27 protein-coding genes, 1 tRNA gene and 1 other RNA gene are annotated in these 25,556 nt (G+C 67.2%); 17 read left to right on the forward strand and 12 right to left on the reverse strand.

The window, feature by feature from the left end; genetic code table 11:
- Positions 1 to 10 precede the first annotated feature (10 nt).
- From ftsE to ssrA, 5 genes are all read left to right on the forward strand, one after another.
- Positions 11 to 700: a cell division ATP-binding protein FtsE gene (gene ftsE, locus AWC16_RS08925; protein WP_085264394.1), complete on the forward strand. Its 690-nt coding sequence runs from the start codon at positions 11 to 13 to the stop codon at positions 698 to 700.
- Between the two features lies 1 nt (position 701).
- A complete protein-coding gene (gene ftsX, locus AWC16_RS08930; RefSeq protein ID WP_085264395.1) occupies positions 702 to 1,595 on the forward strand; it encodes a permease-like cell division protein FtsX in 894 nt (297 codons plus the stop codon).
- 2 nt (positions 1,596 to 1,597) lie between these two features.
- On the forward strand, positions 1,598 to 2,098 hold the full coding sequence (gene smpB / locus AWC16_RS08935) for an SsrA-binding protein SmpB (protein ID WP_085264553.1): 501 nt from the start codon (positions 1,598 to 1,600) through the stop codon (positions 2,096 to 2,098).
- Positions 2,095 to 2,940, forward strand: coding sequence for an EamA family transporter (locus AWC16_RS08940; protein ID WP_109561336.1), 846 nt, complete (start codon positions 2,095 to 2,097; stop codon positions 2,938 to 2,940). Before smpB ends, AWC16_RS08940 begins: the two co-directional genes overlap by 4 nt.
- Positions 2,941 to 3,037: 97 nt before the next feature.
- Positions 3,038 to 3,430: a transfer-messenger RNA gene (gene ssrA, locus AWC16_RS08945) on the forward strand.
- 75 nt (positions 3,431 to 3,505) lie between these two features.
- On the opposite strand, the gene AWC16_RS08950 is transcribed toward ssrA, so the two are convergent.
- From AWC16_RS08950 to AWC16_RS08965, 4 genes are all read right to left on the reverse strand, one after another.
- Positions 3,506 to 4,069: a PIN domain-containing protein gene (locus AWC16_RS08950; RefSeq protein WP_085264396.1), complete on the reverse strand. Its 564-nt coding sequence runs from the start codon at positions 4,067 to 4,069 to the stop codon at positions 3,506 to 3,508.
- A gap of 1 nt (position 4,070) precedes the next feature.
- Positions 4,071 to 4,511: a helix-turn-helix domain-containing protein gene (locus AWC16_RS08955; RefSeq protein ID WP_085264397.1), complete on the reverse strand. Its 441-nt coding sequence runs from the start codon at positions 4,509 to 4,511 to the stop codon at positions 4,071 to 4,073.
- A 316-nt stretch (positions 4,512 to 4,827) separates the two neighbouring features.
- Complete coding sequence (locus tag AWC16_RS08960) at positions 4,828 to 5,133, reverse strand: hypothetical protein (protein WP_085264398.1); 306 nt, start codon at positions 5,131 to 5,133, stop codon at positions 4,828 to 4,830.
- Entirely contained in the window at positions 5,130 to 5,402 is a 273-nt protein-coding gene (locus AWC16_RS08965) for a hypothetical protein (RefSeq protein WP_165759191.1), read from the reverse strand. The genes AWC16_RS08960 and AWC16_RS08965 overlap by 4 nt, the downstream gene beginning before the upstream one ends.
- A 239-nt stretch (positions 5,403 to 5,641) precedes the next feature.
- On the opposite strand from AWC16_RS08965, the gene AWC16_RS08970 reads away from it, so the two are divergent.
- The gene (locus AWC16_RS08970; RefSeq protein WP_234812183.1) at positions 5,642 to 5,980 is read left to right on the forward strand and encodes a helix-turn-helix domain-containing protein; all 339 of its coding nucleotides are present in this window, start codon (positions 5,642 to 5,644) and stop codon (positions 5,978 to 5,980) included.
- A gap of 161 nt (positions 5,981 to 6,141) precedes the next feature.
- A complete protein-coding gene (locus AWC16_RS08975) occupies positions 6,142 to 7,665 on the forward strand; it encodes an aldehyde dehydrogenase family protein (protein WP_085264400.1) in 1,524 nt (507 codons plus the stop codon).
- A 6-nt stretch (positions 7,666 to 7,671) separates the two neighbouring features.
- Here AWC16_RS08975 and AWC16_RS08980 read toward each other — a convergent pair whose 3' ends face one another.
- A complete protein-coding gene (locus tag AWC16_RS08980) occupies positions 7,672 to 9,027 on the reverse strand; it encodes a PPE family protein (RefSeq protein WP_109561346.1) in 1,356 nt (451 codons plus the stop codon).
- A gap of 128 nt (positions 9,028 to 9,155) precedes the next feature.
- Between AWC16_RS08980 and AWC16_RS08985 the strand changes: the two genes are divergently transcribed.
- The 7 genes from AWC16_RS08985 (at position 9,156) to AWC16_RS09015 (ending at position 15,070) form a co-directional block, all read left to right on the forward strand.
- Entirely contained in the window at positions 9,156 to 9,524 is a 369-nt protein-coding gene (locus AWC16_RS08985; protein WP_085264402.1) for a DUF488 domain-containing protein, read from the forward strand.
- Between the two features lie 76 nt (positions 9,525 to 9,600).
- Positions 9,601 to 10,929 (forward strand): MFS transporter, encoded by a 1,329-nt coding sequence (locus AWC16_RS08990; protein WP_109561337.1) that lies wholly within the window; start codon positions 9,601 to 9,603, stop codon positions 10,927 to 10,929.
- On the forward strand, positions 10,811 to 12,361 hold the full coding sequence (locus tag AWC16_RS08995; RefSeq protein ID WP_085264403.1) for a PucR family transcriptional regulator: 1,551 nt from the start codon (positions 10,811 to 10,813) through the stop codon (positions 12,359 to 12,361). The genes AWC16_RS08990 and AWC16_RS08995 overlap by 119 nt, the downstream gene beginning before the upstream one ends.
- Positions 12,362 to 12,420: 59 nt before the next feature.
- Positions 12,421 to 13,677, forward strand: a complete 1,257-nt coding sequence (locus tag AWC16_RS09000; RefSeq protein ID WP_085264404.1) for an NAD(P)/FAD-dependent oxidoreductase — start codon at positions 12,421 to 12,423, stop codon at positions 13,675 to 13,677.
- A gap of 54 nt (positions 13,678 to 13,731) precedes the next feature.
- A complete protein-coding gene (locus AWC16_RS09005; protein WP_085264405.1) occupies positions 13,732 to 14,181 on the forward strand; it encodes a GreA/GreB family elongation factor in 450 nt (149 codons plus the stop codon).
- Positions 14,182 to 14,253: 72 nt separating this feature from the next.
- Positions 14,254 to 14,326, forward strand: a tRNA-Ala gene (locus AWC16_RS09010).
- Positions 14,327 to 14,644: 318 nt separating this feature from the next.
- Positions 14,645 to 15,070 (forward strand): hypothetical protein, encoded by a 426-nt coding sequence (locus AWC16_RS09015; protein WP_165759192.1) that lies wholly within the window; start codon positions 14,645 to 14,647, stop codon positions 15,068 to 15,070.
- A 162-nt stretch (positions 15,071 to 15,232) separates the two neighbouring features.
- Here the strand turns inward: AWC16_RS09015 and AWC16_RS09020 are convergent, their stop codons facing one another.
- From AWC16_RS09020 to AWC16_RS09035, 4 genes are read right to left on the reverse strand one after another with little or no spacing between them, the layout of a single operon-like run.
- Entirely contained in the window at positions 15,233 to 16,201 is a 969-nt protein-coding gene (locus AWC16_RS09020) for a D-2-hydroxyacid dehydrogenase family protein (protein ID WP_085264407.1), read from the reverse strand.
- Positions 16,202 to 16,203: 2 nt separating this feature from the next.
- The gene (locus AWC16_RS09025) at positions 16,204 to 17,472 is read right to left on the reverse strand and encodes an amidohydrolase family protein (RefSeq protein ID WP_085264408.1); all 1,269 of its coding nucleotides are present in this window, start codon (positions 17,470 to 17,472) and stop codon (positions 16,204 to 16,206) included.
- A gap of 5 nt (positions 17,473 to 17,477) precedes the next feature.
- Positions 17,478 to 18,263, reverse strand: coding sequence for a class II aldolase/adducin family protein (locus AWC16_RS09030; RefSeq protein WP_085264409.1), 786 nt, complete (start codon positions 18,261 to 18,263; stop codon positions 17,478 to 17,480).
- A 30-nt stretch (positions 18,264 to 18,293) separates the two neighbouring features.
- On the reverse strand, positions 18,294 to 19,103 hold the full coding sequence (locus tag AWC16_RS09035) for a FadR/GntR family transcriptional regulator (RefSeq protein WP_085264556.1): 810 nt from the start codon (positions 19,101 to 19,103) through the stop codon (positions 18,294 to 18,296).
- Positions 19,104 to 19,190: 87 nt separating this feature from the next.
- Between AWC16_RS09035 and AWC16_RS09040 the strand changes: the two genes are divergently transcribed.
- Both AWC16_RS09040 and AWC16_RS09045 read left to right on the forward strand, forming a co-directional pair.
- Positions 19,191 to 20,042: an MBL fold metallo-hydrolase gene (locus AWC16_RS09040; RefSeq protein WP_234812184.1), complete on the forward strand. Its 852-nt coding sequence runs from the start codon at positions 19,191 to 19,193 to the stop codon at positions 20,040 to 20,042.
- Entirely contained in the window at positions 20,039 to 21,295 is a 1,257-nt protein-coding gene (locus AWC16_RS09045) for a cytochrome P450 (protein ID WP_085264410.1), read from the forward strand. Before AWC16_RS09040 ends, AWC16_RS09045 begins: the two co-directional genes overlap by 4 nt.
- Before the next feature lie 9 nt (positions 21,296 to 21,304).
- On the opposite strand, the gene AWC16_RS09050 is transcribed toward AWC16_RS09045, so the two are convergent.
- The 3 genes from AWC16_RS09050 to AWC16_RS09060 form a co-directional block, all read right to left on the reverse strand.
- Positions 21,305 to 22,102: a L,D-transpeptidase gene (locus AWC16_RS09050; RefSeq protein WP_085264411.1), complete on the reverse strand. Its 798-nt coding sequence runs from the start codon at positions 22,100 to 22,102 to the stop codon at positions 21,305 to 21,307.
- A gap of 140 nt (positions 22,103 to 22,242) precedes the next feature.
- Complete coding sequence (locus AWC16_RS09055) at positions 22,243 to 22,437, reverse strand: CstA-like transporter-associated (seleno)protein (protein WP_085264412.1); 195 nt, start codon at positions 22,435 to 22,437, stop codon at positions 22,243 to 22,245.
- A complete protein-coding gene (locus tag AWC16_RS09060; RefSeq protein WP_085264413.1) occupies positions 22,413 to 24,668 on the reverse strand; it encodes a carbon starvation CstA family protein in 2,256 nt (751 codons plus the stop codon). The genes AWC16_RS09055 and AWC16_RS09060 overlap by 25 nt, the downstream gene beginning before the upstream one ends.
- A gap of 117 nt (positions 24,669 to 24,785) precedes the next feature.
- On the opposite strand from AWC16_RS09060, the gene AWC16_RS09065 reads away from it, so the two are divergent.
- Positions 24,786 to 25,553: an SDR family NAD(P)-dependent oxidoreductase gene (locus AWC16_RS09065; protein ID WP_085264558.1), complete on the forward strand. Its 768-nt coding sequence runs from the start codon at positions 24,786 to 24,788 to the stop codon at positions 25,551 to 25,553.
- Positions 25,554 to 25,556: the final 3 nt, after the last annotated feature.

Consider the following 25,556-nt stretch of genomic DNA (forward strand, 5'->3'; position numbering starts at 1 on the left):
GCGTGCCGTGATGATCACGCTCGACCATGTCACCAAGCAGTACAAATCGTCGGCCCGTCCGGCACTGGACGACATCAACGTCAAGATCGACAAGGGCGAGTTCGTCTTCCTGATCGGCCCGTCCGGCTCGGGCAAGTCGACGTTCATGCGTCTGCTGCTGGCCGAGGAGACCCCCACCTCGGGCGACATCCAAGTGTCGAAGTTCCACGTCAACAAGCTGCCCGGCCGCCACATCCCGAGCCTGCGCCAGGTGCTCGGATGCGTGTTCCAGGACTTCCGGTTGCTGCAGCAGAAGACCGTGTTCGAGAACGTCGCGTTCGCGCTGGAGGTCATCGGCAAGAAGCCGGAGATGATCAACCGGGTGGTTCCCGAGGTGCTGGAGATGGTCGGGCTGTCCGGCAAAGCCAACCGGCTGCCCGGCGAACTGTCCGGCGGCGAGCAGCAGCGCGTGGCGATCGCCCGCGCATTCGTCAACCGGCCGCTGGTGCTGCTGGCCGACGAGCCGACCGGAAACCTCGACCCGGAGACCAGTGAGGACATCATGGATCTGCTCGAGCGGATCAACCGCACCGGAACCACGGTGCTGATGGCTACCCACGACCACCACATCGTCGACTCGATGCGGCAACGGGTCGTCGAGCTGTCGCTGGGGCGTTTGGTGCGCGACGAACAGCGCGGTGTCTACGGAATGGATCGCTGACGTGCGCTTTGGGTTTCTGTTCAATGAGGTCCTGACCGGGCTGCGCCGCAACGTCACCATGACGGTGGCGATGATCCTGACCACGGCCATCTCGATCGGCCTGTTCGGCGGCGGCCTGCTGGTGGTGCGCCTGGCCGACCAGTCCCGCAACATCTACCTGGACCGGGTGGAATCGCAGGTGTTCCTGGACGCCGACGTCGCGGCCGACGACCCGAACTGCGAGGGGCAGGCCTGCAAGGCGCTGCGGGAGCAGATCGAGACACGCGACGACGTGAAGTCCGTGCGCTACCTCAACTCCGATGACGCCTACGCCGACGCCATCCGCAAGTTCCCCGAGTTCAAGGACGTCGCGAGTAAGGATTCCTTCCCGGCGTCGTTCATCGTCAAGCTGGAAAACCCGGAGCAGAGCAAGGATTTCGACTCCGCGATGCAGGACCAACCGGGTGTGCTCAGCGTGCTGAATCAGAAGAAATTGATCGACCGGTTGTTCGCCGTGCTCGACGGACTGAGCAGTGCCGCGTTCGCTATCGCCCTGGTGCAGGCGGTCGGGGCGGTGCTGTTGATTGCCAACATGGTTCAGGTCGCCGCCTATACCCGGCGCACCGAGGTCTCCATCATGCGCCTGGTGGGCGCCAGCCGCTGGTATACCCAGCTGCCGTTCCTGGTGGAGGCGGTGCTGGCCGCGACGGTGGGCGTCATCATCGCGATCATCGGTTTGATCGTGGTGCGGGCGTTGTTCCTCGACAACGCGCTGAGCCAGTTCTATCAAGCGCATCTGATCGCACGCATCGACTACGCCGATATCGTCTACATCTCGCCGATCCTGCTGCTGCTGGGCGCGGCGATGGCCGGAGCGACCGCCTACGTCACGCTGCGTCTGTACGTCCGGCGGTAGTGGTGGCCAAGAAGTCGGCGGCCAAGGTCGGAAAGAAGCAGCCCGCCAAGCAGATTGTCGCGTCGAATCGCAAAGCACGACACAACTATTCGATCCTCGACGTGTACGAGGCGGGGATATCGCTGCTGGGCACCGAAGTGAAGAGCCTGCGGGCGGGCCAGGCGTCACTGGTCGATGCTTTCGCCACCGTCGACGACGGCGAGGTGTGGCTGCGCAACATGCACATCCCCGAATATCACCACGGCAGCTGGACCAATCACGAGCCGCGCCGCACCCGCAAGCTGCTGTTGCACCGACGCCAGATCGACATGCTGATCGGCAAGATCCGCGACGGCAACCTCACCCTGGTGCCGTTGTCGGTGTACTTCACCGACGGCAAGGTGAAGGTCGAGCTGGCGCTGGCGCGCGGCAAGCAGGCCCACGACAAACGGCAGGATCTGGCCCGCCGCGACGCGCAGCGTGAGGTCACCCGGGCGCTGGGCCGGCGCGCCAAGGGCATGTGAGCGGCGCCGTCCTGGCGCTGCTGTCGGCGGCCGGTTTCGGGGTCAGCGACTTCTCCGGCGGTCTTGCCGCACGCCGGGTGCCGGCTCTGCGGGTGGTGCTGGTGTCCTATCCGGTGGCGTTGGTGTTGTTGGGCTCGCTGGCCATCGTGGTGGGCGGGCCGATCCCGGCGGGTGCGATCGGCTGGGGCCTGGCATCCGGGGTGGCTCTGGGCTTGGGCGGCTGGTGGTTCTACGCCGCGCTGGGTTCGGGTCCTCTCTCGGTGGTGTCGCCGGTGTCGGCGGTGCTGGCCGCCGCGGTGCCGGTGGTGATCGGCCTGATCCAGGGCGAGCGGCCCGGGCTGGTGGCCGCCAGCGGGATCGTGCTGGCCTTGCTGGCGGTGGCCCTGGTGAGCAGAGAGGCCACCGACGAAGACGTCCGGCCGCATCGATTCACCCGCAAGGTGGCCTGGCTGACCGTCGGAACCGGCCTGGCATTCGGGTTGGACTTCGTGTTCATCCACGAGGCGCCGGCGGACTCCGGGCTGTGGCCCCTGGCGTTCGCGCGGGTGGCCGCCGCGGTGCTGGTGCTCGCCGCGGCCACCGGCGCACGCGAACTGCGGTTGCCCTCCGGCGGGCCGTTGAAGCTGGCGCTGCTGGCGGGGCTGGCCGACGCCGCCGCCAATGTCGCCATGCTGCTGGCGTTGCGGGGATCGGACCTGTCGCTGGTCAGCGTGCTGATCTCGCTGTTCCCGGCGGTGACGGTGGTGCTGGCCATCGTGGTGCTGCGCGAGCGGGTGCACCGCGGGCAGGTGCTGGGCATGGTGCTGGCCGGCGTGGCGGTGGTCATGATCACCGCGGGGTGACGCTCTGGCCGCGGGGGAATGAACGGGCGCCTCTTTGTCGTTGGAACCGCGTACCATGAAGTGTCCGTCGAAGGTCGGCGGCAAAACCCAAGAACAGGGGGCTGAAAGGTTTCGACTGCGTGTGTCGAATCAAGGGAAGCGTGCCGGTGCAGGCAGGAGACCACCGTTAAGCGTCGCTGTAACCAAGTAAGCGCCAAGGTTGCACTTACTCCGGCTAAGGTCGCTCTTCAGAGCGACTTCGCTCTCGCTGCCTAAGCGATAGCGGGCCTGTCAGACCGGGACCTCCCTCGGCCCGGACCCTGGCATCGACTAGAGGGATCCACCGATACGTCCGGTCGCGGGATTTATCGGGACACCAACAGCGACTGGGATCGTCATCTCGGCTGGTTCGCGTGACCGGGAGATCCAAGTAGAGGCACAGCGAACTGCGCACGGAGAAGTCTTGAGGGAATGCCGTAGGACCCGGGTTCGATTCCCGGCAGCTCCACAACGAAAGATGCTGGTCACGACTATGATTCGTGACCAGCATCTTTGTCTGTGTCAAGTGTGCCGATCGATCAGAGCGTCAGTGCTCGACTTGGCCGCGTAGAAGTGCAGCAGAAATCGGCATTCCATCTCGCTCTAGCCGGTCGATGATGTCGCCGGGAGTGAGCGGTGGATTCCTGCATGCCGCAGCGGCATCGGTGACTGCCTGGCGTACTCGGGGCCCGGCGACTGCGATCACGTCCTGGAGGAATGCATCGGGATGCTTGGCTTCAATGCCGTATCTGGCGAGCTCGCTCGACGGGAAGTCCTTGAGGTTGATCGTGACGATGACCCGCGCCTGGCCGGTGATGGCGGCAGCGAGGACATGGCGGTCGTCTGCGTCCGGCAGGTTCAGCTCCTCGATGAGAGGTTCGAAACCGTCAATCAGACAGTCGGGCACTGCCTGGTTCATCAGCGTGCGTGTCCGGTCCAGGAGGTCGCGGCTCAGGTCTGGGCGATTCTTCGCGAGGTTGCCCAGCGCCTCATTCAAGATCATCTCCGACCACCGTGCTTGGAAGACCCCCAGTTGGGCGACCCGAATGAGCACGTCACGCATTGTCGATGGGTACAGCACGTTGGCGTCGTACAGAACGACGAACGTCACCTCAGTACAGCCCGAGATTCTGGGACAGCTCGGTCAGCTCATCGGCGGCACGCCTACTGGCGAGGGCTTGGGCGCGTTGGTATGCCTGCAGATCATCAATACGGATGCGGCGATGGGTCCCGACCTTGCGGTGTGCGAGTTCTCCGGCATCAAGCAGTTTGATCACGTACGGGCGTGAGACGTTCAGCAAGTCCGCTGCTTGCTGGGTGGTCAGCTCGGCGTGTGTCGGCAGCACGGCGACCGGTGTGCCGCTGGCGAAGCTGACGAGAACTTCGCGCAGGATCATCGCGACCTCGCGGGGCAGGTGAACGACATCTGGGGCACCGCTGACCGCCACGGGCACATCTGCAGGACCACGTTCGGCGAGCAGTGCATCGAGTTCGCCTAGCGCCTGGCCGGCACGTGACGGCGCTACAGGTTTGTGAAGGTCCTTCAGCGTCATGCTCCCATCTTACGGGCCAAACGCAATAAACGCAGCAGTCGCAGCAGACGAATCGCGGCTCGTGTGGCCTTACCGGCGGCACCGCAGGCATCCGACCATCGGTATTGCCCGCCACCACCGCGTTGACGCCGTCAACACCTTTCGCTGTACTCCCAGGTCGCGACACGTCGTTTGACGTTGTTTCGCGTCCTGATATCCGACGTTTTCCCAGGTCAAGGTGAAATTTGAGCCTGTTTCGATTCCCGGCAGCTCCACCGAGAGGGCCCTGACCTGAAACAGCAGGTCAGGGCCTTTTTCTGGCGGCAGTTTCCGGATACTACGGGTGCGGACCGATCGTCACGATGGTGATGGTGTCCGGACCTGGCCCATAAACCCACCACATCCGCCAGGCGGTGGGGGTCCGGTTCTCCACGTAGGACTCCCAGACGTCCTCCCCCCGCAGACCGCTGATCGAGTGGTACTTGTGGGACTCCAGCCCGGGGCGTGCCGGGCCGTTGTCACGGAGAAGGCGAAGCGCTTTGATGACCTTCTTGTTCTTGACGGCATGCCGAGGTTGGGCGAGGTCATTCAGGACGTTGAGAGCTTCGTCGGTGTAGAGCAGTTGGAACGGCGGAGCGGTCACAAATCGAGGAGATCGTCACGCGGGGAGACACGGCCGGCCGCTGCATCGGCGAGGCCTCGTAAGAGAGACTCGCGCAATAGATCGTCCTCCCAGATCAGGAGTTCGCGGCGAGGGACCGACGCCATCGGGGTCAACAGAATCTCACCGCTTGCGTTCCGAGACACCAGGAACCGATCGTCGCGGTGTACGCCAACACGACCGAAGGAAATGCGGGCACGGTCATCCGCGGTCACCTCAGTCACCGGCTCAAACCCTGCGTCCATGGTCATGTCGCAGCCCTCCCTTCCCTCGACCAGTCTGCCCCGCCATGGGTAGATGGGCAATACCCATCCTGATGCAGTTCGCGGGTGATCCTGGGCGTTGACTCCGTCAACACCTCTCGCTTTATCCGCCGTCCTCGACTCCCTGAATCGCTACCGCTTCAGGGAGTTCGCGACCGCCACCCTGACCGTGGCATTTATGCCACGCTTCCCGGTCTGCGCGTCAGCAGCCTAGAGGGGTGATCGCCATGAACGACGTATTCAACACACTGCTCGAAGTTGAGGCGCGTGACCCCGAGTTCGCCCGGGCCTATGCTGCGGAGTCGGCACGGATCGAGGCGATCGACTCCATCATCAACGCCCTCGATGAGGCGCGGGGCACGGAGAAGCTGAGCAAGGCGGCGCTGGCCCGCGCGATCGGCTCTGAGCCGAGCACTGTGCGCCGGCTGCTGTCATCTGACTCGGTAAACCCGACTCTCGGCACCATCGCGGAGGTCGCGGCGGCGCTGGGCCTGAAGGTGACGCTCACGCCGATGTCGCGCGACGAGCGGACCCGAATCACCGAACCCATGCGCGCCTGCACCTAGTTCGCCTCGATCGCGCCGCGGATGTCGTCAGCTGTTGCAAGCGATCTCGGATTGCGCCCCAGAGACGGATGTTCAACCCTCGACAAACCCTGTCGGAGCAACTGACGATCGCATACGGTGAGGTCACAGCTACCCCGCAGGTCCTAGACAGGGAGTGCACTATGACCGCACTGCAATCCAGCACCGAGTCCACGATCACCGTGCGCAACCCCGCGACCGGTGCGGTGTCGGGCACCGTGCCGATCGATGATCCCGAGACGGTGGCGGCCAAGGCGGCCGAACTGGTTCAGGCGCAACCGGAATGGGAGGCGCTCGGGCCCACGGGCCGCAAGCGATGGATGCTGAAGTGGCAGGGATGGATCCTGGACAACGCCGACCGCATCACCGAGGTGCTGATGTCCGAGACCGGAAAGTCGCATGTCGACGCCAGTTTGGAGCCGGTCGCCACCGGAGACGCCATCGCCTACTGGGCCACCCACGCCAAGGAGTTCCTCGCCGACCGTCATCCCAAGGCGCACAGTCCCATCTATCGCGTGAAGCGGTTCACCACCGCCTACCGGCCGTATCCGTTGGTCGGGGTCATCACACCGTGGAACTTCCCGTTCGCGATGCCCGGCCTGGATGTGCCGCCGGCGTTGGCGGCCGGTGCGGCCGTGCTGCTCAAGCCCTCGGAGGTGACCCCGCTGTCGGCGGTCGAGTTCGTGCGCGGCTGGGCCGAGATCGGCGCACCATCGGTGCTCGGCCTGACCACCGGCTACGGCGCCACCGGCCAGGCGGTGATCGAGCATGCCGACTTCCTGCAGTTCACCGGGTCCACGGCCACCGGGCGCAAGGTCGCGGTGGCCTGCGCGCAGCGGCTGATTCCCTACGGCCTTGAGCTCGGAGGCAAAGACCCGGCGATCGTCCTGGCCGATGCCGATCTCGACCGCGCCGCGAACGGGATCGCTTGGGGCGGACTGTTCAACTCCGGACAGGTCTGTGTTTCGGTGGAACGGATCTATGTCGAAGCGCCGGTGTACGACGAATTCGTCGCCAAGCTGGCCGCTCGGGTCGGCGAAGTGCGGCAGGGTCCCGACGGCGACACCGGCGCGATGGCCACCGACGCCCAACGCGACATCGTGGCGCAGCATGTCGATGACGCGACGGCCGCCGGCGCCCGCGTGCTCACCGGCGGCAAACCGACCGGGGTCGGCACTTTCTTTGCCCCGACGGTGCTCGCCGACGTCAACCCGTCCATGACGTGCATGACTGAAGAGACCTTCGGCCCGACGCTGCCGGTGATCAAGGTCGCCGACGAGAACGAGGCGATCCGCCTGGCCAACGACTCGCCGTACGGATTGTCGGCCACGGTGTGGACCGGCGACTCGCGCCGCGGCGAGCGGCTGGCGCGGCGCCTTGAGGTGGGCGCGGTGAACGTCAACGATGCCTTGGTCAACGTCTTCTGCCCGGGCCTGCCGATGGGTGGCTGGAAGCAGTCCGGCATCGGCTATCGTGCCGGCGGGCCCAGCGGGATCATCAAATACTGTCGCCAGCAAGCGATTACGGCACCGCGCCTGCCCACCCAGAAGTCCGAACTGCTGTGGTATCCGGCTACCAAACGCGGGATGGCGATAGCGCTGGCCTTTATGCGCATGTTCTCCGCGCGCGGGCGGCGACGGTTCGGGCTGCGGCCCCGCAACGGTTAGCGGCGGTCAGCGCTCGGCAGGGTCCTGGTCCCAGGTCTCGGGCAGTAGCGGCACCACCGGGCCGTCGCCGAACACGTCACCGCGCAACCGGACCAGCCCCGTCGAACGTGCGTCGGCTCGCTGCGCGGTCCCGGTGAATCCCAGCGCTGCCGCGCCGGATTCCGAGGCGGTGCTCGTCGTCTCCGGCTCATCGGGCGGACCGAAATCGGGATCCAGCACCATGGTGGCGTCGGCGTACTCTTTCATCTCCACGCGGCGGCGTCGCCGTGCCCGCACCGGTGCCCGAGCCGACGGTGCCTTGGCCGAGGCAAGCGCCGAAAGGCCGGCGGCCGGTGCGCTGGACCGATCGCGGTCGATCAGGGTGGGCCCGAATCCTTCGGCGTGGCCCCCGGAGACCAGATAGCCCAACATTTCCGCGCCGCTCACCGGCAGCGCCGGAGTGGTGGCCGCCGGAGCGGGCGGGTTGGCGGACGTCCCCGCGGACCCGGCGACGCCGGCCCCGACACCGATCGCGACCGCGATCGGATGCTCGGCCGGTCGTGCGACGACGGCGCGATGCGGCACGGGGGCCGGGGAGGGCTCTGGTGCGAGCTCCTCGACCACCGGCTCGGGTTCGGTCTGCATGGACGCGATGAAGTCGTTGATGGCGTTGATCAACAGCGGCAGCACGATCGGCAGCCGGACCGGAATCGTCACGATGAACAAGAACGTCGACCAGAAGACGATGTTCCAGAAGATGAACCAGAACCAGCGGTTCGCTTCTTCGATCGGATCGGTCGGCTCGCCATCGCCGCCGCCGTCGCCGGTATCGGACGGGCCGGTGTCGGCGGCGAGTATCGGTGGGGCCGGGTCGATACCGGGTACCGAGGCCAGGGCCGCGCCGGATACCGCGTCGTAGGTCGCCATGACGGTGGCGGCCTGCACCCACATCCGGGCGTAATCGGCCTCATTGAGGGCGATCGGGATGGTGTTGATACCGAAGAAATTCGTGGCGGTCAGGACCCCGTGGACGGTGTGGTTGAGTGCCAGTTCCGCCAGCGTGGGCATGGCGGCCAGGGCCGCACTGTAGGCGGTCGCCGCGACCTCGTGTTGAGCGGCGGCGCGGGCGCCATCGGCGCTGGCGCGGGTCAGCCAGTCCAGATAGGGCGCATGCGCCGCGACGTAGCTGTCCGCGCTCGGGCCGTCCCAGGTCGCTGACCGGGTGGCGCTGAGCACGGTGATGAGTTCGGCGGCCACGGCGGAGTATTCGACGCTCAACGCTGACCAGGCGCCCGCGGCGGCCAGCAGCGCGCCCGGACCGGGCCCGCTGCTCAACAGCGCGGAATGCACCTCCGGAGGAGATGCGATCCAACTACCGTCCACGCCAGACACCATTTTCTACGAGCGTCATTGATAAATAACATCAAAATAGCATTGCCTAAGCTAACTTCGAATTCGTCGCGATGCCGGGTGAGCGGCTGACGCCCTGGGAGCCGGCGATAGCCTGAGGTATGAGTCCCACGACCACGTACCGGGTGGCCCGCGTGTACGACGAACCCCGTGCCGAGGACGGCGAACGGATTCTGGTCGACCGGGTCTGGCCCCGGGGCTTCCGCAAAGACGATCCCCGGGTGGGGCGCTGGTACAAGGACGTGGCGCCATCTAAGGAACTGCGCACCTGGTACAACCACCAGCCGGGGCGTTTCGACGAGTTCGTCACCCGCTACGAAGACGAGCTGCGGACTCCGCAGGGCGCGGCGGCGCTCGAGGGCCTGCGCGAGCTGGCCCGCGGCCACAAGACCGTCACCCTGGTGACCGCGACCCGCGACGTGGACGGCAGTCAGGCGGCGGTGTTGGCCAAGCTGCTGGCCCGGCAGTGAGCCTGCCTCCCCGGGGCCTGAGGTTACGGGGGGTGACTAAAGTTGTCGGGTGACCTCCGACTCTTCGGCCGCCCGGATGCGGCTGCCGCGAGAGGTCGGGGTATTGCTCGGCGCGAACTTCCTGATCGCGCTCGGCTACGGGGTGGTGTCGCCGGTATTGCCGGTCTATGCCCGTCATTTCGGGGTCAGTATCTCCGCGACGACGTTTCTCATCACCGTGTTCGCGCTGGCGCGGTTGTGTTTCGCGCCGGTGAGCGGTCTGCTGGTTCAGCGGATAGGGGAGCGTCGGGTCTATGTGGCCGGCCTGTTGATCGTCTCGGTGTCCACGACCGCCTGCGCCTTCGTCCAGACCTACTGGCAGCTGATGTTCTGCCGTGTGCTCGGCGGCGTCGGATCGACGATGTTCTTCATCGCCGCGGTGGGTCTGATGATTCGGATCAGCCCCGCGGATGCTCGCGGTCGGGTCGCCGGGATGTTCGCGACCGCGTTCCTGCTGGGCACCGTGGGTGGTCCGGTATTGGGCAGCCTGACAGCGGGTTTCGGTCTGAGTGCGCCGTTCTTGTTCTACGGTTCGGTGCTGCTGGTGGCGGCCACCGGAGTGTTCGTCAGCCTGAGCAACTCGCACCTGGCCGAACCCGCTGAGTCGACGGGGCCCACGGTGTCGGTGCGGGCGGCCCTGGGCCATCGCGCGTACCGGTCGGCGCTGTTGTCGAACTTCGCCACCGGCTGGTCGGTGTTCGGCCTGCGGGTCGCGTTGGTGCCGCTGTTCGTCACCGAAGTCCTGGGCTGTGGGCCCGCCGCGGCCGGCCTGGTGTTCGCGACGATCGGGATCGGCAATGTCTGCGCGGTGCTGCCTAGCGGCCAACTCTCCGACCGGATCGGCCGGCGCGGTCCGCTCATCATCGGGCTGGCGCTGTCCGGCATCACGACCATCCTGCTCGGGGCGACGTCGTTGCTGGTGGTGTTCCTGATCGCGGCATTTCTGACCGGGGCGGCCTCGGGTATGTACGGGTCGCCGCAGCAGGCCGTCATGGCCGACCTCGTCGGCAACCAGGCCCGCGCCGGCACCGCGGTGGCGACGTATCAGATGATGGCCGACCTTGGGTCGATCGTGGGATCGCTGGCGGTCGGCCAGATCGCCGAGCGGCTGTCCTATGAGTGGGGCTTCGCGGTCAGCGGCGGTGTGCTGTTGGTGGCGGCGGCCGCCTGGTTGTGGGCGCCGGAGACGCGGACCGCCGATCCGATCGGCGGGATCGCCGTCCCGACGGCGTCGTTAGGCTCGGCTGATGGTGACACTGGACCGGCTGGTCAATGTGGTGGGCAGCTACGGGGTTCGCCTTCGGTTCTGTTCCGTCCCGCGGACGACGCCGCTGAGCAGTGTCGTGATGCACGAGGTGACCGGTGAGCGTGCTGCCGTCGGCGACGTGCTGCTGGCTGTGGGAGCGCGCTCAGTAAAAGAGGCGGTGCGCTGGGCGGTGGCCGCCAAGGCCGTCGCCGTGCTGGTGCGCGACGTCGAAGACAAGGCCGCGTTCGCCGGTGAAGGCGAGTCGCTGGCGGTGCTCGTGCTGGACGCGGCGGTGTCCTGGAGTGAGCTGGCCGCGGTGGTCTACGGGCTGGTGCTCGAAGGCCGGGAGACCGAATCGGGCCGCGGCCCAACGGATCTGTTCGCGGTGGCCGACAGCTTGGCCGACGCGGTCGGCGGAGCGATCACCATCGAGGATCAGCTCGGGCGGGTGCTGGCCTACTCGCGTGGACAGCGCCACGCCGATCCGGCGCGCTCGGCGACGATCCTCAACCGGCAGGAGGCCGGTCCGCTGCGGGATCTATTCGAAAAGCGCGGTGTCCTAGCGCATTTGGATCTCCACGATGAACCGCTGTTCGTCGAGGCCGACTCCGAGCATGGGCTGACCGGCCGGATGGTGGTGGCGGTGCGGGCCGGCCGGGAGCTGCTGGGCGCGGTGTGGGTGGCCTGCCCGGCCCCGTTGAGCGGGGATCAGCTGACCGCGCTGGCCGACGGCGCCCGCACGGTGGCGCTGCACGTGCTGCGATCACGGGCCAGTGCTGATCTGGAACGTCAAGTCGAATCCGACTGGGTGACCCGGCTTTTGGACGGTGATGACAATGCTGTCGACGCCGCTGCTCTGCTGGCCAGATTGGGGCTGCCGCAGGCGCCGTTGCGGGTGATCGCCGTGCACACCCGGATCGCCACTCAGCCGCACGCCGGTCTGCTGCTGGCCTTCGAGGCCGTCACCACCGGATTCGGCTGGTCGCGCCCCGGTCGCAGCGCATTGGCCGCCAACACCATCTACACCTTGCTGCCGGCAGAGGATGCGTCCCAGGCCCGGCAATGGGTGCGCGGGCTGAGCGCGGCCCTGCCGCCGCAGGCCACCGTGCTGGCCGGGATCAGCGCGGTCGCCACCGTCACCGAGCTGGCGGCAGCGCGCCGGGAGGCCGAGGAGTGCCTGGCCCTGCACGAAGCCGGGCCGCCCGAGAGCACGCCGCCGTCCTACGACGAGTCCTGGGATGAGATCGTGCTGCGCCGCCTGCACACCGCGGCCAGAGCCGGCCGGGTGCCGGCCCGCGGGCCGGTCGCGGAGCTGCGCCACCACGACACAGCACACAACACGCCCTATGTGAGCACGCTGCGGGCCTGGCTCGACGCCCAGGGCGATCTGGCGACGGCAGCCGAGCAGCTGGGTGTGCACGAGAACACGGTGCGCTACCGGCTCCGCAAGATGGCCGAGGTCACAGCGCTGGGCCTGGCCGATCCGCGCGCCCGGTTCGCGGCGATGATCGAGCTGGCAGCCGGTGACATGTCGGAACTCGACAAACCCTGACATCGTCGTTGTGCGATTCGGTTAAACCGGCCGTCCCGAGGTGGTCGCATCATGGAGTGATGGGTGAGGGCAACCGGATCGACGGAGCCCCACGGTCGGTGATCGTGGTGGGCGCCGGCATCGTCGGGTTGTCGACCGCCTGGTTCCTGCAGGAGCGCGGTGTCGAGGTCACGGTGGTGGACCGCGTCGGAGTGGCGGCCGGTTCCTCATGGGGCAATGCCGGCTGGATCTCGCCTGCGCTGGCGATTCCGCTCAACGAGCCCGCCAACCTGCGCTTCGGGCTGCGGTCGCTGCTGAGCCGGACCGCGCCGCTGCAGGTCCCGCTGAACGCCAGCCCGGCAATGTGGACGTTCTTGGCGCGCTTCGCCGCGAACAGCCGCCCCGCGGCCTGGCGCCGCGCGGTGCGCGCCAACGCGCCGCTGAGCGCTGAGTGCATCGAGGCCTACGACGTGCTGGTCGCCAACGGGGTGGACACCCCGGTCACCGACGCGCCGATCACCGCGATCTTCCGCACCTCCGCCGACGCCGAGCGACTGCTCGACGAGCTGCGGCGGTTCTCCGAGGCCGGTCAGCCGGTGTTCGGCACCGAACTGACCGGCGCCGCGCTGGCCGAACGGGTGCCACTGGCATCGGCGGCGGTGGCCGCCGCGGTGCAGATCGACGGCCAACGGTTCCTGGACCCCGGCCGGTTCGTGACCGCGCTGGGCCGTGCGGTGGTGGCGCGCGGTGCCGCGCTGTACACCGTGGATGTCGCCGACGTGGCGCCGGCCGGCGACGGTGTGGTGGTGACCGGCCATGACGGTACGACGCTGACCGCGGCAGCGGCGGTGATCGCCAACGGCGCCTGGCTGTCGCGGTTGGCTGCCCGCTGGATTCGGTTGCCGGTGCGGGCCGGGCGCGGCTACTCCTTCACCGTGCCGGTCGACGGACCGGTCACCGGCCCGATCTACCTGCCCGATGCTCGGGTGGCCTGCACGCCGTTGAACGCCGAGCTGCGGGTCGCCGGCACCATGGAGTTCGGTGATCCGGACGCCCCGATCGTCCCGGCCCGGGTCGAAGCGATCGTCGCGGCGGCCCGCCCGTTCCTCGACGGGGTGCGCTGGGATGAGCGCACCGACATCTGGGTGGGTCCCCGCCCGGTCAGCCCCGACGGGCGCCCCCTGGTGGGGGAGGTATGCCCACGCACCGTCTACGTCGCCTGCGGGCACGGCATGTGGGGCATGACGCACGGTCCTGTGACGGGCCGGCTGCTGGCCGAGCAGATCACCACCGGCAAGCAGTCGGCCGTGTTGCGCGACCTCGATCCCTTGCGCTGAGCCCACTGAGTCGGTGGGTGCTGAACCAAATGCTGTTGTAAAGGAGAACTGTCGATGACTGATCCGCAAGGTGTCTGGATGACGCCGCAGACCAAGGAGCGGCTGCTGGCCGAGCTGGCTGAACTGTCTGCACCGCAAGCCGGTTCGGGCGGTACCGATGTCAACGAGCAACAGGCGCGCCAAGCTCGGATCCATCAGATCCACGAGCTGCTGTCGGTCGCGGTGGTCGGTGAGGATCCGCCCGATGACGGTGTGGCTGAGCCCGGCATGGTGCTCACGGTCCGCTACGGCGACGGGGACACCGAGACCTTTCTGCTCGGGGTGCGCGACGACGACCAGAGCGGGATGGAGGTCTACTCGCCGCAGTCACCGCTGGGCATGGCGATCACCGGTGCCCGACCCGGCGAGCAGCGCAGCTACCAGGTGCCCAGCGGTGCCAACGTGACGGTCACGTTGCTCGACGCGGTGCCCTTCGGGCTGCATCAGTCCCAGCATCCGGCCTGAACCACACCTGACCGACCAGGTGTTTTGAACCTGGAGATGGCCGTGGTGTAGCTTCGATGAGCACGACAACGCGGGGCTATGGCGCAGCTGGTAGCGCACCACACTGGCAGTGTGGGGGTCAGGGGTTCGAGTCCCCTTAGCTCCACTCATTTTGACGACCACTCCATTCACTCTGCGCTGACGGCGCAAAAGTGCGAGTAGACCGCACCGTGAGCGCAGAGTCAACGTGGCCGATCCGCATCGGTACGGTAACGAATCAAATTGCGGTCCGAGCTACTTACACCGCTGTGATACGGTTCCATTTGCAGTCATCAGATTGCGTGTCCGGGGGGCTGGATACTAACAATCGGAGTTTGCGTTGAAGAGCCTCGGGAGACCCGGTATCGCTGCATTTGCCGGTATTGGCTTGTGTGCAAGTGCATTGATTTTGAATGCGAGTGCGGCGGCTGCGCCATTTTCGATGGTGCCGTTGCCGGTGGGCGGCCCGGTGTGTAACGGGGGACTGACCACGTTCGTGGGTCCGGCGGGTGCCGGTGCACCGGCCGGAGCGCCGGTTGCCGGAGCGGCTCCGATCGTGGGAGCAGCTCCGATTCCGGGAGCGGCGCCGGTCCCCGGCGTGGCCGATGCGACCTTGGTGGCCGGCACCGGGGTGCCCTGCGGGCCAGCGGCGGCCGACCTGACCACTCTTGCTGCTCCAGCGGTGCCGATGGGGCTTCCCGGTCCGGTGCCCCCGATTCCGATTGCCCCGATACCGGTGGTGCCCGGAATGCCGCCACCCGTGCCGTTGGTGGCGCCGGGGCCAGCCGGCGCCGCCGCCGCGAGCCCTATCGCCGGCGTGGCGGCAGACGTCGCCGGTGCCCCCATCGGGCTGGCCGGCGGCACCAAATAGCATTTCGACGACAAAAGGGCCCGCCACCATCCTCGGTCGCGGGCCCTTTGTCGCGCGCAAAATAACGAATATGGCCGCACATAATTGTTTGTAGAACTGTTATATCGATGCGACGTATTTGTTACGGAACCACGCCTTATAAAACCGCATAAACGGCGTTGGTCAACTCTTCACCAGGCGTCGCGGGGTACCCGCACAGTAGCCGACGATATCGTCGACGATATCCGCATAGAATTTGTTCATGCAGTTCTCGGTCACATAGCCCAGGTGCGGAGTCAGCACGGTGTTTTTCAGCGCGGTCAACGGGTGTCCGGCCGGCAGTGGCTCCTGGGAGTAGACATCGAGCCCGGCGCCGCGGATCCGGTTTGCGCGCAGTGCGTCGATCAGCGCGGCCTCATCGATCAGGCCGCCCCGTGAGGTGTTGACCAGCACAGCGCTGGGTTTCATCGCGGCGAGCTCGTCGCGGCCCACCAGCCCGCGGGTTGCCTCGGAGAGCACCATGTGGATCGACACCACGTCGGCGGTCTCGAACAGGGCACGCCGGTCCAACAGCTCCGCCTGCGCTTCGGCGGCCCGCTCGGTGGTCAGGTGCGGGCTCCATGCCACCACCCGCATGCCGTAGGCACGGCCCACCGCGGCGACCAGCCGGCCGATCCGGCCCAGTCCCACCAGCCCCAGCGTCGCCCCGGCGAGATCGGCGCCCACGGTCTGCTGCCACCGCCCGGCGCGCAGCGCCGCGTCCTCGACGATCAGGTGACGTTGCAGGGCATGGATCAATGCCCAGGTGAGTTCGACCGTCGGCGTGATGGTGCCGCCGGTGCCACAGACCGTGATCCCGAGTCGGTGGGCGGCCGGCACGTCGATGGCGGCGTTGAACGGCCCGGTGGTGACCAGCAATCTCAACGACGGCAGCCGAGCCAGCAGGTCGGCGCCGATCGGCGTGCGTTCCCGCATCGCCACCAGCACCTCGCGATCGGCCAGCCGGGCGATGAGTTCATCGCCGGGTTCCAGGTGTTCGCGGATGGCCAGCAGGTCGACGGGACGCGGAATGGCCGACCAGTCCACCGTTTCGGCGATGCCCTGATAGTCGTCGAGCACCGCGATGCGCAGCGGCGATGAGGAGGCTCCCATCTTCAGAACGCGTCCGGGTCGCGTTGGACCGCTTCGGGGACGGGATGCTGATACAGCCGAGAGGCGTTCTCCCAGGTGAACTTCCGGATCACCTCCGGCGGCAGGTCGCCGATCTCCTCGTGGATGACCCGCTGGGTGTTCGGCCAGGTCGAGTCGCAGTGCGGGTAGTCGGCCTCAAGCATGATGTGGTCGGTGCCGATGCGCTCATGCTGGCAGAACGACGACTGGTCTTCGACGGCGCAGAACCAGAAGTTGCGTTGCAGGACCTCGGCGGGGGAGAGCGTTTCACCCAGGGCCTTCCAGGTGCCGTACATCTCGTGATAGCTCAGCATGTGATCGAGGCGGTCCAGTAGGCCTGCGACCCAGCCGATCCCGCCTTCGGACAGGCAGATCTTCAGCTCCGGAAAGCGGCTGGGCAACCCGGAGTACAACCAGTCGACCGCGGCGGAGATGGCGTAGGCGAAGAACAGCACGCCGGCAACATCCGGGGGTGCGTCGTCGGTAGTGGAGGGTGAAGTGCCCGACGACCCGATATGCAGGTTGACCACGGTGCCCGTCTCGGCGCAGGCGGCGATCATCGGATCCCAATACCCGGAGTGAATGGTCGGCAACCCCAACATCGCGGGGTTCTCGCTGAATGTGACTGCGCGGAAACCCCGTTCGGCGTTCTCGTAGATCATGGACGCCGCCAGTTGCGGATCCAGCAGCCAGGGCAACTGACAGCCGATGATGCGGTCCGGGTAGGAGCCGGCCCACACCTCGTGGTGCCAGTCGTTCCACGCCCGCACCGAGGCCAGGGCCAGCTCCCGGTCGCTGGTCGTCAGCTGCAGGCGCTGACCGGCGAAACCGGGCAGGAAGGACGGGAAGTTGAGGGAGGCGTAGACGCCGTTGAGATCCATGTCTTTGATGCGCGCGTGGATATCCCAGGCGCCGCGCCGCATCTCGTCGAATCGGGCCGGCTCGAAGCCGTACTCGGATACCGGCCGGCCGACCACGGCGTTGAAACCGACGTTCGGCAGTGCTTGGCCGTCGTAGATCCAGGTCTGGCCGCCGGTCTCGGTCTCGACCACCTTCGGCGCCCGGTCGGCCAGTGTGCGTGGTACCCGGCCCTCGAAGGTGTCCGGGGGTTCGACGATGTGATCGTCCACCGAGATCACCGTGTAGCGACGTTGTGCCCGCGGCGGTTCGGGCAGGAACGTCACGGTGCGCTCCGCGCCGGACTTGGCGGTGGTGAAGCTCAGGTCGGAGCTGAGTTCATCGATCGATTTCATGGGCGCTACTCCAGCACACCGCGGTCGGCCTTGATGGTCATGCGTGCCGCGCCGGCCCAGTACACATCGGCGGCGCGCTCGATCAAGGATGCCTGCATGCCGGCCATGTCGGACCGGTTCATCGGCGGGGGCGTCCGGCCGGTCAGCATGACGTGGTAGGCCAGCTTGCACACCCGCTCGATGGTCGCGGACCGATAGACCGCCTCGGCCAGCGTGCGCCCGGTGGCGATCACCCCGTGCGACGCCAGGATGGCCAGGTTCGCGCCACCGATGCGCTCGGCCAGCTCCCGGGCCCTCGATGCGGTGTCCACCTCGCCGTCGTAGGTGTCGACGAAGCACAGGTCGTCGAGGAACAGCGACCCGGTCTGGTGGACCAGTTCGGGCAGCGTCTGCAGCGACGCCAACAGGCTCACGTAGTAGGGATGGTTGTGGATCACCACGCGCGCGTCGGGGCGGGCACGGTGCAGTTCGGTGTGGATATGAATGGCCGGGGTGACGTCCCAGCGGCCCCGCACCACCCGGGCGTCCTCGTCCACGGTGCAGATGTCGGAGGCGGTCAGCTCGGCCCACCACAATCCCCACGGATTGACCAGCATCTCGGTCTGGCCCTCGGGCTGCCAGGTGATGTGGCCGGCCATGTTCTCGGCGAAGCCGATGTCGGCGAGGTGCCGGAACGCCACCGCCAGGGCCTGGGCGTTGCTCAGCTCCACCCCGATCGGCGGGACCACCGAGGGCGACCAGACCGCTGAACCGCCGAGGCGGGGGCTCTGCACGTCGACCGAGTCCGGCATGAACAAATCATATGGAAATAAGGCGGGCCGTCAATGCGAGCCGGCGGGCGCTGCGCGGTCGTCCTCGTAGGACGTGGGGAGCCCGCGCGGGCGGATCATGGCGGGATCGACGATCGCCGATCGGCCGGGGTAGTGCTGAACGTGCAGCAGGTGTGCGGCCGCGAGTTCACGGGCCCGCTGGGCGTCGCCGACGTCGATCGCGTCGATCACCTGTCGGTGGTCCTCCAGGACCGCGCGCCGTTCGGACACCGGCACCGTCGAGTGGTCGGTGACCTGACTCGACCAGCTTTGCTCGTGAGCCGACCACAGGGTTTCCAGAGCGCCCGCCATTACGCGCATGGTGGCGTTGCCGCAGTGCGTGACGAGCGCTTCGTGATAGCGCCGGCTGGCCGAGGTGGCCTGCTGCAAGTCGGCGACCGCGATCACCGATTCCTCGTGCAGGCGACGCAGAATGGGCACCACCGTGCTCTTCCGGTCCGGCCGCTGAGCGCACAGCGCCGCGCAGGCCGGTTCGACCTGCAACAGTGCGGTGCCGACGTCCGCGAGGCTCACCTGCTGGGAGCCCAGGACCAGGCCCATCGTGTACGCGACGTTTGCTGGAGTGGGGCGGTGGACCACCGCGCCGCCGTGTTTGCCGCGGCGCACGGTGATCAGCCCCTCGGCCTCCAGGATCCGCATGGCTTCGCGCAGCGACGGCTTGCTGATGGCGAATTCGACCAGCAGTTGGTCCTCTTTGGGAAGCACATGATCGTCGGTGAGCTGGCCGGCGAGGATGCGCCGGCGGAGCTCATCGGCGACCTGTTCGGCGAGCCGCCGAAAGCGGACGGTGGGTGCTGCCACGGGTTGAGTGTGCCAGACCGCCCGGTTCGACGAATCATTGAATTCCAAATGATTTGTGTCATACGATCGCCGTGCGAGAAGGGGACCATGGGCGTGCAGCACTGGACTGTCGGCGAAGCTCACATCTACGCGGTCCTGCAGGCGGTCATTCCGATCCCGCCGTCGCGGCTGTTCGCAGCAGCACCCGAGCGTTTTCCGGACAGTTCGCTGCCCGACTATTCCGATGAGTCGGGCAACATCCTGATGGCGATCCAGTCCTACCTGATCGAGTCCCCGGCCGCCCGCGTGCTCGTCGACACCTGCTTCGCCGAAAGCTTCCTGCGGACCCGGGGGATACCGGATCGCTTCGAGGAGTCACTGGCCGCCACGGGATTTCGCCCGGACGACATCACGGCGGTGGTGTGCACTCATCTGCACCGCGACCACGCCGGCCGCAACACCGTCGAGCGCGACGGGCAATGGGTGCCGATGTTCGCCAATGCCGAATACCTGGTTACCGTGGCCGAGCACGAACACTGGTGCGGGATCACCGGTGAGGACCGGGCGCCCTCGGAATGCGTCGCACCGTTGGAACACCATGGCAGGCTCCGGCTGATCGCCCCCGATCATCAAGTGAGCGAGCAGGTCCGGCTCGTCCCCACCGCGGGTCACACCCCCGGCCATGTGTCGGTGCGCATCGAGTCCGCCGGCGCGGTCGCGTACATCACCGGCGACGTCGTACACCATCCGGTCCAGATCGGCGACCCGCAGATCAGCGCCCTGCCCGACGCGGACGCGGGCGCGGCTCACGCCAGCCGGCTGCAGCTGCTGCGCCGTGTCGCCGACGAGCGGGCACTGCTGCTCGGATCACATTTCGCCGCCCCCTCGGGCGGCTACGTCATCAGCGCCGAAGACGGTATGGCATGGCAACCACTGGTAGAGCGAGAGGGAGCACGATGACCGAGACACAACGCCTGCTGCCGGAGGGCTTCGATTTCACCGACCCCGCGCTCATCGCCGAGCGGATTCCGCATGAGGAGTTCGCTCTGCTGCGCAAGACTCAACCGATCTGGTGGAACGCCCAGCCCTACGGCGTCTCCGGCTACCCCGACGAGGGCTACTGGGTCGTCACGAAACACGCTGATGTACGCGAGGTGTCGCTGCACGACGAGGTGTTCTCCTCGCATGAGAACACTTCGCTGATCCGGACGAACACCACCGACAACGCCGATGTCCACGAGGCCAGCCGCGACAACGTGATGCTGTTCCTCGACGGACCGAAGCACACCAAGTTGCGCCGGATCGTCTCCCGTGGATTCACGCCCCGCGTCGTCGCGGGCATGCGGGATTCACTCGACCGCCGAGCGCGCGAGATCGTCGCAGCCGCTGCCGAGCACCAATCCGGCGACTTCGTCACCGAGGTGGCAACGCAATTGCCGTTGGCAACCATCTGCGAGCTGATCGGGGTGCCGGCCGAAGAGAGCCAGCAGGTCTTCGACTGGAGCAATCGGCTGGTGGGCGGCGGCACGGGTGAACCGGAGGCCGTCGCAGACGGCATGCAGGCTTCCGCGGAACTTCTGGGCTACGCCTACCAGCTGGCCGAGGACCGGAAGCGCAGGCCGCGGGACGACATTGCGACCGCCCTGGTCACCGCGACCATCGACGGAGAAGCGCTCACCCCACTGGAATTCGGCTACTACGTGATGATGCTGATGGTCGCCGGCAACGAGACCACCCGCAACGCCACCTCGCAGGGGATGCTGGCGTTCTTCGACCACCCCGACCAATGGCGGCTCTACGTCGAGCAGCGCCCGCCGACCATGGCCGACGAGGTGGTCCGCTGGGCCACACCGATCATCTCGTTTCAGCGCACGGCGCTGCGCGATGTCGAGCTCGGTGGGGTGCAGATCAGCAAGGGTCAACGGGTCGGAATGTTCTACGGCTCAGCCAATTACGACGAAGAGGTTTTCGACGACCCGTTCACGTTCAACATCCTGCGAAGCCCCAACCATCATCTGGGTTTCGGGGCTCCGGGCGCGCACTACTGCATCGGCGCGAATCTCGCTCGCATGCAGATCAACCTGATCTTCGGCGCACTGGCGGACATCATTCCCGACATTCACCAGCTGGACCGTCCGTCACGCTCGGTGCTGCCCTGGATCAACGGGATCGACGCCATGCCGGTGGAATTCGGGACTGCGGCCTCGGCCTGACGCGCGGCGTCACTCCTTGATGATCACCGGGTCGCCGATATTGACCCGGTCGAAGTACCACTCCGCGTCGGTGGGGCTCAGACCGACGCAGCCGTGGCTGACGTTCTCCAGGCCCAGTGAGTGCAGCGCCCAGGGGGCGGCGTGGATGTAGAGCCCACGCCGGGTGATGCGCACGGCCTGCTCCACCTCGAAGCGGTAGCCCTCGGGGTCGTCGATGGGGATACCGACGCTGCTGGAGTCCATCAGCACTTTTCGGTCCTTGGCCAGCACGGTGTAGTTGCCCGTCGGTGTCTCGTATTCGGACTTGCCCATGGTGGCGGGCATGACCCCGTCTTCGCCCCAGTGCGGGCGGTGGTGCGGTGCCGGCAGCGGGCCCGCCTCCTCATCGTCGACGGTCACGGTGAAGGTGTGCGCGGAGATACTGGCGACACCCACCACCTTTGCGCCGGTGCTGAAGTCGGCGGAGAGCTTGCCCACCGACAGTGCCACGGTGCTGTGCGCGGGCCAATAGTGGTCGGGAACCCAGTGCACCTCGGTGTCCTCGACCCACTCATAGGTTCCGGTCATGGGCGGATTGGTGCGCACCGCGATGGTGCGCTCGGCGGCCCGGCGGTCGAGCACCGGCGCGGAGAACGTGACCACCACCGGATGCGCCACGCCGACCACGGTGCCCGACGCCGGCTGGATCGATGCGATACCGGCACCGGGTGGCTGGCTGGCCGCGGCCGAGGCCGATCCGGGCGGCGTTACCAGCGTTGTGACTGCGACCCCGACCACCACCATTGCAGAGCGCACCGATTTCCACATCTCCGGCGTACCTTCCCGAACTTAAAACTTGGGTTATCGCCGTTGATGGTAGGGAGATTCGGGCGGCGAAGCCCTTCGCACATGCCCACAACTCGGTCAAGGCTTCATTAAGGTTTGGCCACGGCCCTGCGTGAACGGCCTCAGCAGCAGCGCGCGCCGGGGTCCGTGGCGTGACGCCGACGCCAGTAGTCCCGTTCGGAGAGCACCGGTTCACCGGGGTGGGCGCGGTGGTGGTATTCCAGGTAGCGGCGGTAGTGGTTGTCGCCCATCAGGGTTGCCCAGTACCAGCCGATATGGCGGGCGGCCCGGGCTAGCCGGTCGAGTGGGCGTCCCATTGCGCCTGCACCTTTCGCTCGGCGGGCGTCGGGATCAATCCGGCCGGCGCAAACCGCCGCGACAGCACCGGCGGCGGTTCGGTGATCGGATCCGTTCGGCGAATCGCACGCAGTGACACCACGATTCCGGTCACGAACACCACGGCGACCACGGAGGCGAACACGATCGACAGGCTGCCCTGGATGAAGGTGTTGCGGACGACGTCGTGCAACTGCCGCGGATCGGCCGCCGACCCGAATGACGTTTCACCGGCCCGCTCAGCGGCCCGATAGGCGAAGTGCTGGGTCCAGTAGCCCACCCGCGGATCACCGGAGAAGATCTTCTGCCACGACGCCGTCATGGTGACCGTCAGGTCCCAGAGCAGCGGAATGCCGGGAATCAGTGCCCATTTCAGGCCGGCGTGCCTGATCACGATCACCGTCACCACGGTCAGTGCGATCGCGGCGAGCAACTGATTGGCGATGCCGAACAGCGGGAACAGGGTGTTGATCCCGCCGAGCGGATCGGTCACGCCCATCAACAGGATCGAACCCCAGCCGGCGACCACGGCCAGGCTGCAGGCCCAAGCCCCGACGCGCCAACTCGGGTTGGCCAGCCGGCGCAGCGGCCCGCCGAGGTTGCTCAGTGCGTCGGCGAGCATGAACCGGGCCACCCGGGTCCCCGCGTCGAGGGTGGTCAGGATGAACAGCGCCTCGAACATGATCGCGAAGTGGTACCAGAACGCTTTGAGGGCCGGGCCGCCGAACACCCGGCCCAGCACGTCGGCCATCCCCACCGCCAGGGTCGGCGCGCCACCGGTGCGCGACACGATCGACTGCTCGCCGACAGCGGCGGCGGCCTCGCTGATCTGCTCGCCGGTCACCGGTGACCCGCCCAGGCCGAGTCCGTTGACGTAGGCGGCGGCGCTCTCGGCGGTGCCGCCGGTGGCGGCGACCGGGGCATTGAGGGCGAAGTACAGGTGCTGGTCCAGGATCGCGGCCGTGATCAGCGCCATCACCGCCACGAAAGACTCGGTGAGCATGCCGCCGTAGCCGATCAGCCGCATCTGGCTCTCTTTCTCCAGCAGTTTCGGGGTGGTGCCCGAGGCGATCAGCGAATGAAATCCCGACAGCGCGCCGCACGCGATCGTGATGAACAGGAACGGGAACAGCGACCCGGCGAACACCGGCCCGTCACCGGTGTGCGCGAACTCCGAGACGGCGGGAGCGGCCATCACCGGCCGGGCGAGCAGGATGCTGACGGCCAGCAGCGCGATGGTGCCGACCTTCATGAACGTCGACAGATAGTCGCGCGGCGCCAGCAGCAGCCACACCGGCAGCACCGAGGCCGCGAAGCCGTAGCCGATGATGCACCAGCACAACGTCACCGGGGACAGCGTGAACCAAGCGGCGCCCCAGGATGTTTCGGCGACCCACTTGCCGCCTGCGACAGCGCCCAGCAGTGCGATGACCCCGATCAGCGACACCTCCGACACCCGGCCCGGCCGCAGGAATCGCAGATAGCACCCCATGAACAGTGCGATCGGAATGGTCATCGCGATGGAGAACACCCCCCAGGGGCTGACCGCCAGCGCCCGCACCACGATCAGCGCCAGCACCGCGATCAGGATCACCATGATCACCAGCACCCCGATGATCGCGGCCGCACCGCCGATCACGCCGAGTTCCTCGCGGGCCATCTGTCCCAATGAACGGCCGCGCCGCCGCACCGAGCACCACAGCACCAGGTAGTCCTGCACGCAGCCGGCCACCACCGCGCCGATCACGATCCAGATGGCGCCCGGCAGATAGCCCATCTGCGTGGCCAGTACCGGGCCGACCAGCGGGCCGGCGCCGGCGATCGCCGCGAAATGGTGGCCGAAGAGCACCCGCCGGTCGGTCGGCAGGTAGTCGGTGCCGTCCTCGAGAATCTCCGCGGGAGTGGCGTGCTCGTCGCGGGGGCGCACGATCTTGCGCTCGATAAACCTTGCGTAGAAACGAATTCCGATGATGTAGGTGCAGAGCGCGGCGATCACGAACCACACGGCGTTCACCGACTCGCCGCGGGCGAACGCGATCACCGCCCACGCCACGGCGCCCACCACGGCGAGTGCACCGAACATCAATTTCTGGCGCGCGGAGATCGGGGAGCGGTCGATGACGGCGACCGGGGGCAGGCCGGGGTCGGTGTGGAGGTAGGTCACCGGGCCGTCGTGTCGCTCGAGCACTTCCGGCGCCGTCGGTGCGGCCACGGTTCCCTCCTTGGGCCCTGTCTGATGCCCGAGGGGCAGTGGTTTCCGAGCGGAACGATAACTTGTCTAGATTCTCAACTACTAGATTCTCGCGTAACGGTCTGAAGGGGTGTGTGGATGGACATCAACGGCAAGAAGGTCATCATCGTCGGCGGCGCCTCCGGGATGGGGCGAGCCACCGCGGAGCTGCTGGCCGCCGGGGGAGCCGACGTTGCGGTGCTCGACCGGGAGGGTTCGGAGGGCGGGGAGGTGGCCGCGGGCCTGAAGGGGGGAGCCGGCGCCTTCTACCCGGTGGATGTCACCGACTTCGCCGGCACTGAGAAGACCCTGGCCGCAGCGGTCGAGGGCCTCGGCGGCCTGCACGTCATCGTCACCACCGCGGGCGGTGGCATCGCCAAGCGCACCCTGTCCAAGTCCGGCCCGCACGACCTGGAGTCGTTCCGCGCGGTGATCGACCTGAACCTGGTCGCCACGTTCAACATCAACCGGCTGGCCGCGGCACACATGAGCACCAACGAGCCCGAAGACGATGAGCGCGGGGTCATCATCAACACGGCCTCGATCGCGGCCTTCGAAGGCCAGATCGGCCAGGTGGCCTACACCGCCGCCAAGGCGGGCATCGCCGGCATGGCCCTGACCATGGCTCGTGACCTCGGCTCGGTGGGCATCCGGGCGCTGGCGATCGCTCCGAGCCTGTTCGCCACCGGACTGACCAAGGGCATCCCGGAGGAGTTCGCCAGCGCGCTGACCAAGGACGCGGCGTTCCCCAAGCGTCTGGGCCGGCCCGAGGAGTTCGCCAAGCTGGTCGCCGCCGTCGTCGACAACCCGATGCTCAACGGGCAGTGCCTGCGACTCGACGCCGGGCAACGATTCGCTCCCAAGTAGCTT

Origin of the sequence: Mycolicibacter longobardus (genome assembly GCF_002102265.1) — a bacterium.
Lineage (GTDB): Bacteria > Actinomycetota > Actinomycetes > Mycobacteriales > Mycobacteriaceae > Mycobacterium > Mycobacterium longobardum.

Excerpts from the sequence above, each read along its gene's own strand:
- AWC16_RS09040 (WP_234812184.1), top strand. The coding sequence starts at position 19,191 with ATGGGCGTGCAGCACTGGACTGTCGGCGAAGCTCACATCTACGCGGTC.
- AWC16_RS09025 (WP_085264408.1), bottom strand. The coding sequence starts at position 17,472 with ATGAAATCGATCGATGAACTCAGCTCCGACCTGAGCTTCACCACCGCC.
- AWC16_RS08965 (WP_165759191.1), bottom strand. The coding sequence starts at position 5,402 with ATGACCATGGACGCAGGGTTTGAGCCGGTGACTGAGGTGACCGCGGAT.
- AWC16_RS09020 (WP_085264407.1), bottom strand. The coding sequence starts at position 16,201 with ATGGGAGCCTCCTCATCGCCGCTGCGCATCGCGGTGCTCGACGACTAT.
- AWC16_RS08995 (WP_085264403.1), top strand. The coding sequence starts at position 10,811 with ATGGTGACACTGGACCGGCTGGTCAATGTGGTGGGCAGCTACGGGGTT.
- AWC16_RS09050 (WP_085264411.1), bottom strand. The coding sequence starts at position 22,102 with ATGTGGAAATCGGTGCGCTCTGCAATGGTGGTGGTCGGGGTCGCAGTC.
- AWC16_RS08990 (WP_109561337.1), top strand. The coding sequence starts at position 9,601 with ATGCGGCTGCCGCGAGAGGTCGGGGTATTGCTCGGCGCGAACTTCCTG.
- AWC16_RS08955 (WP_085264397.1), bottom strand. The coding sequence starts at position 4,511 with ATGACGCTGAAGGACCTTCACAAACCTGTAGCGCCGTCACGTGCCGGC.
- ftsE (WP_085264394.1), top strand. The coding sequence starts at position 11 with ATGATCACGCTCGACCATGTCACCAAGCAGTACAAATCGTCGGCCCGT.
- AWC16_RS09055 (WP_085264412.1), bottom strand. The coding sequence starts at position 22,437 with ATGGGACGCCCACTCGACCGGCTAGCCCGGGCCGCCCGCCATATCGGC.
- AWC16_RS09000 (WP_085264404.1), top strand. The coding sequence starts at position 12,421 with ATGGGTGAGGGCAACCGGATCGACGGAGCCCCACGGTCGGTGATCGTG.
- AWC16_RS09030 (WP_085264409.1), bottom strand. The coding sequence starts at position 18,263 with ATGCCGGACTCGGTCGACGTGCAGAGCCCCCGCCTCGGCGGTTCAGCG.
- AWC16_RS09005 (WP_085264405.1), top strand. The coding sequence starts at position 13,732 with ATGACTGATCCGCAAGGTGTCTGGATGACGCCGCAGACCAAGGAGCGG.
- AWC16_RS08970 (WP_234812183.1), top strand. The coding sequence starts at position 5,642 with ATGAACGACGTATTCAACACACTGCTCGAAGTTGAGGCGCGTGACCCC.
- AWC16_RS09045 (WP_085264410.1), top strand. The coding sequence starts at position 20,039 with ATGACCGAGACACAACGCCTGCTGCCGGAGGGCTTCGATTTCACCGAC.
- AWC16_RS08975 (WP_085264400.1), top strand. The coding sequence starts at position 6,142 with ATGACCGCACTGCAATCCAGCACCGAGTCCACGATCACCGTGCGCAAC.
- AWC16_RS08985 (WP_085264402.1), top strand. The coding sequence starts at position 9,156 with ATGAGTCCCACGACCACGTACCGGGTGGCCCGCGTGTACGACGAACCC.
- AWC16_RS09065 (WP_085264558.1), top strand. The coding sequence starts at position 24,786 with ATGGACATCAACGGCAAGAAGGTCATCATCGTCGGCGGCGCCTCCGGG.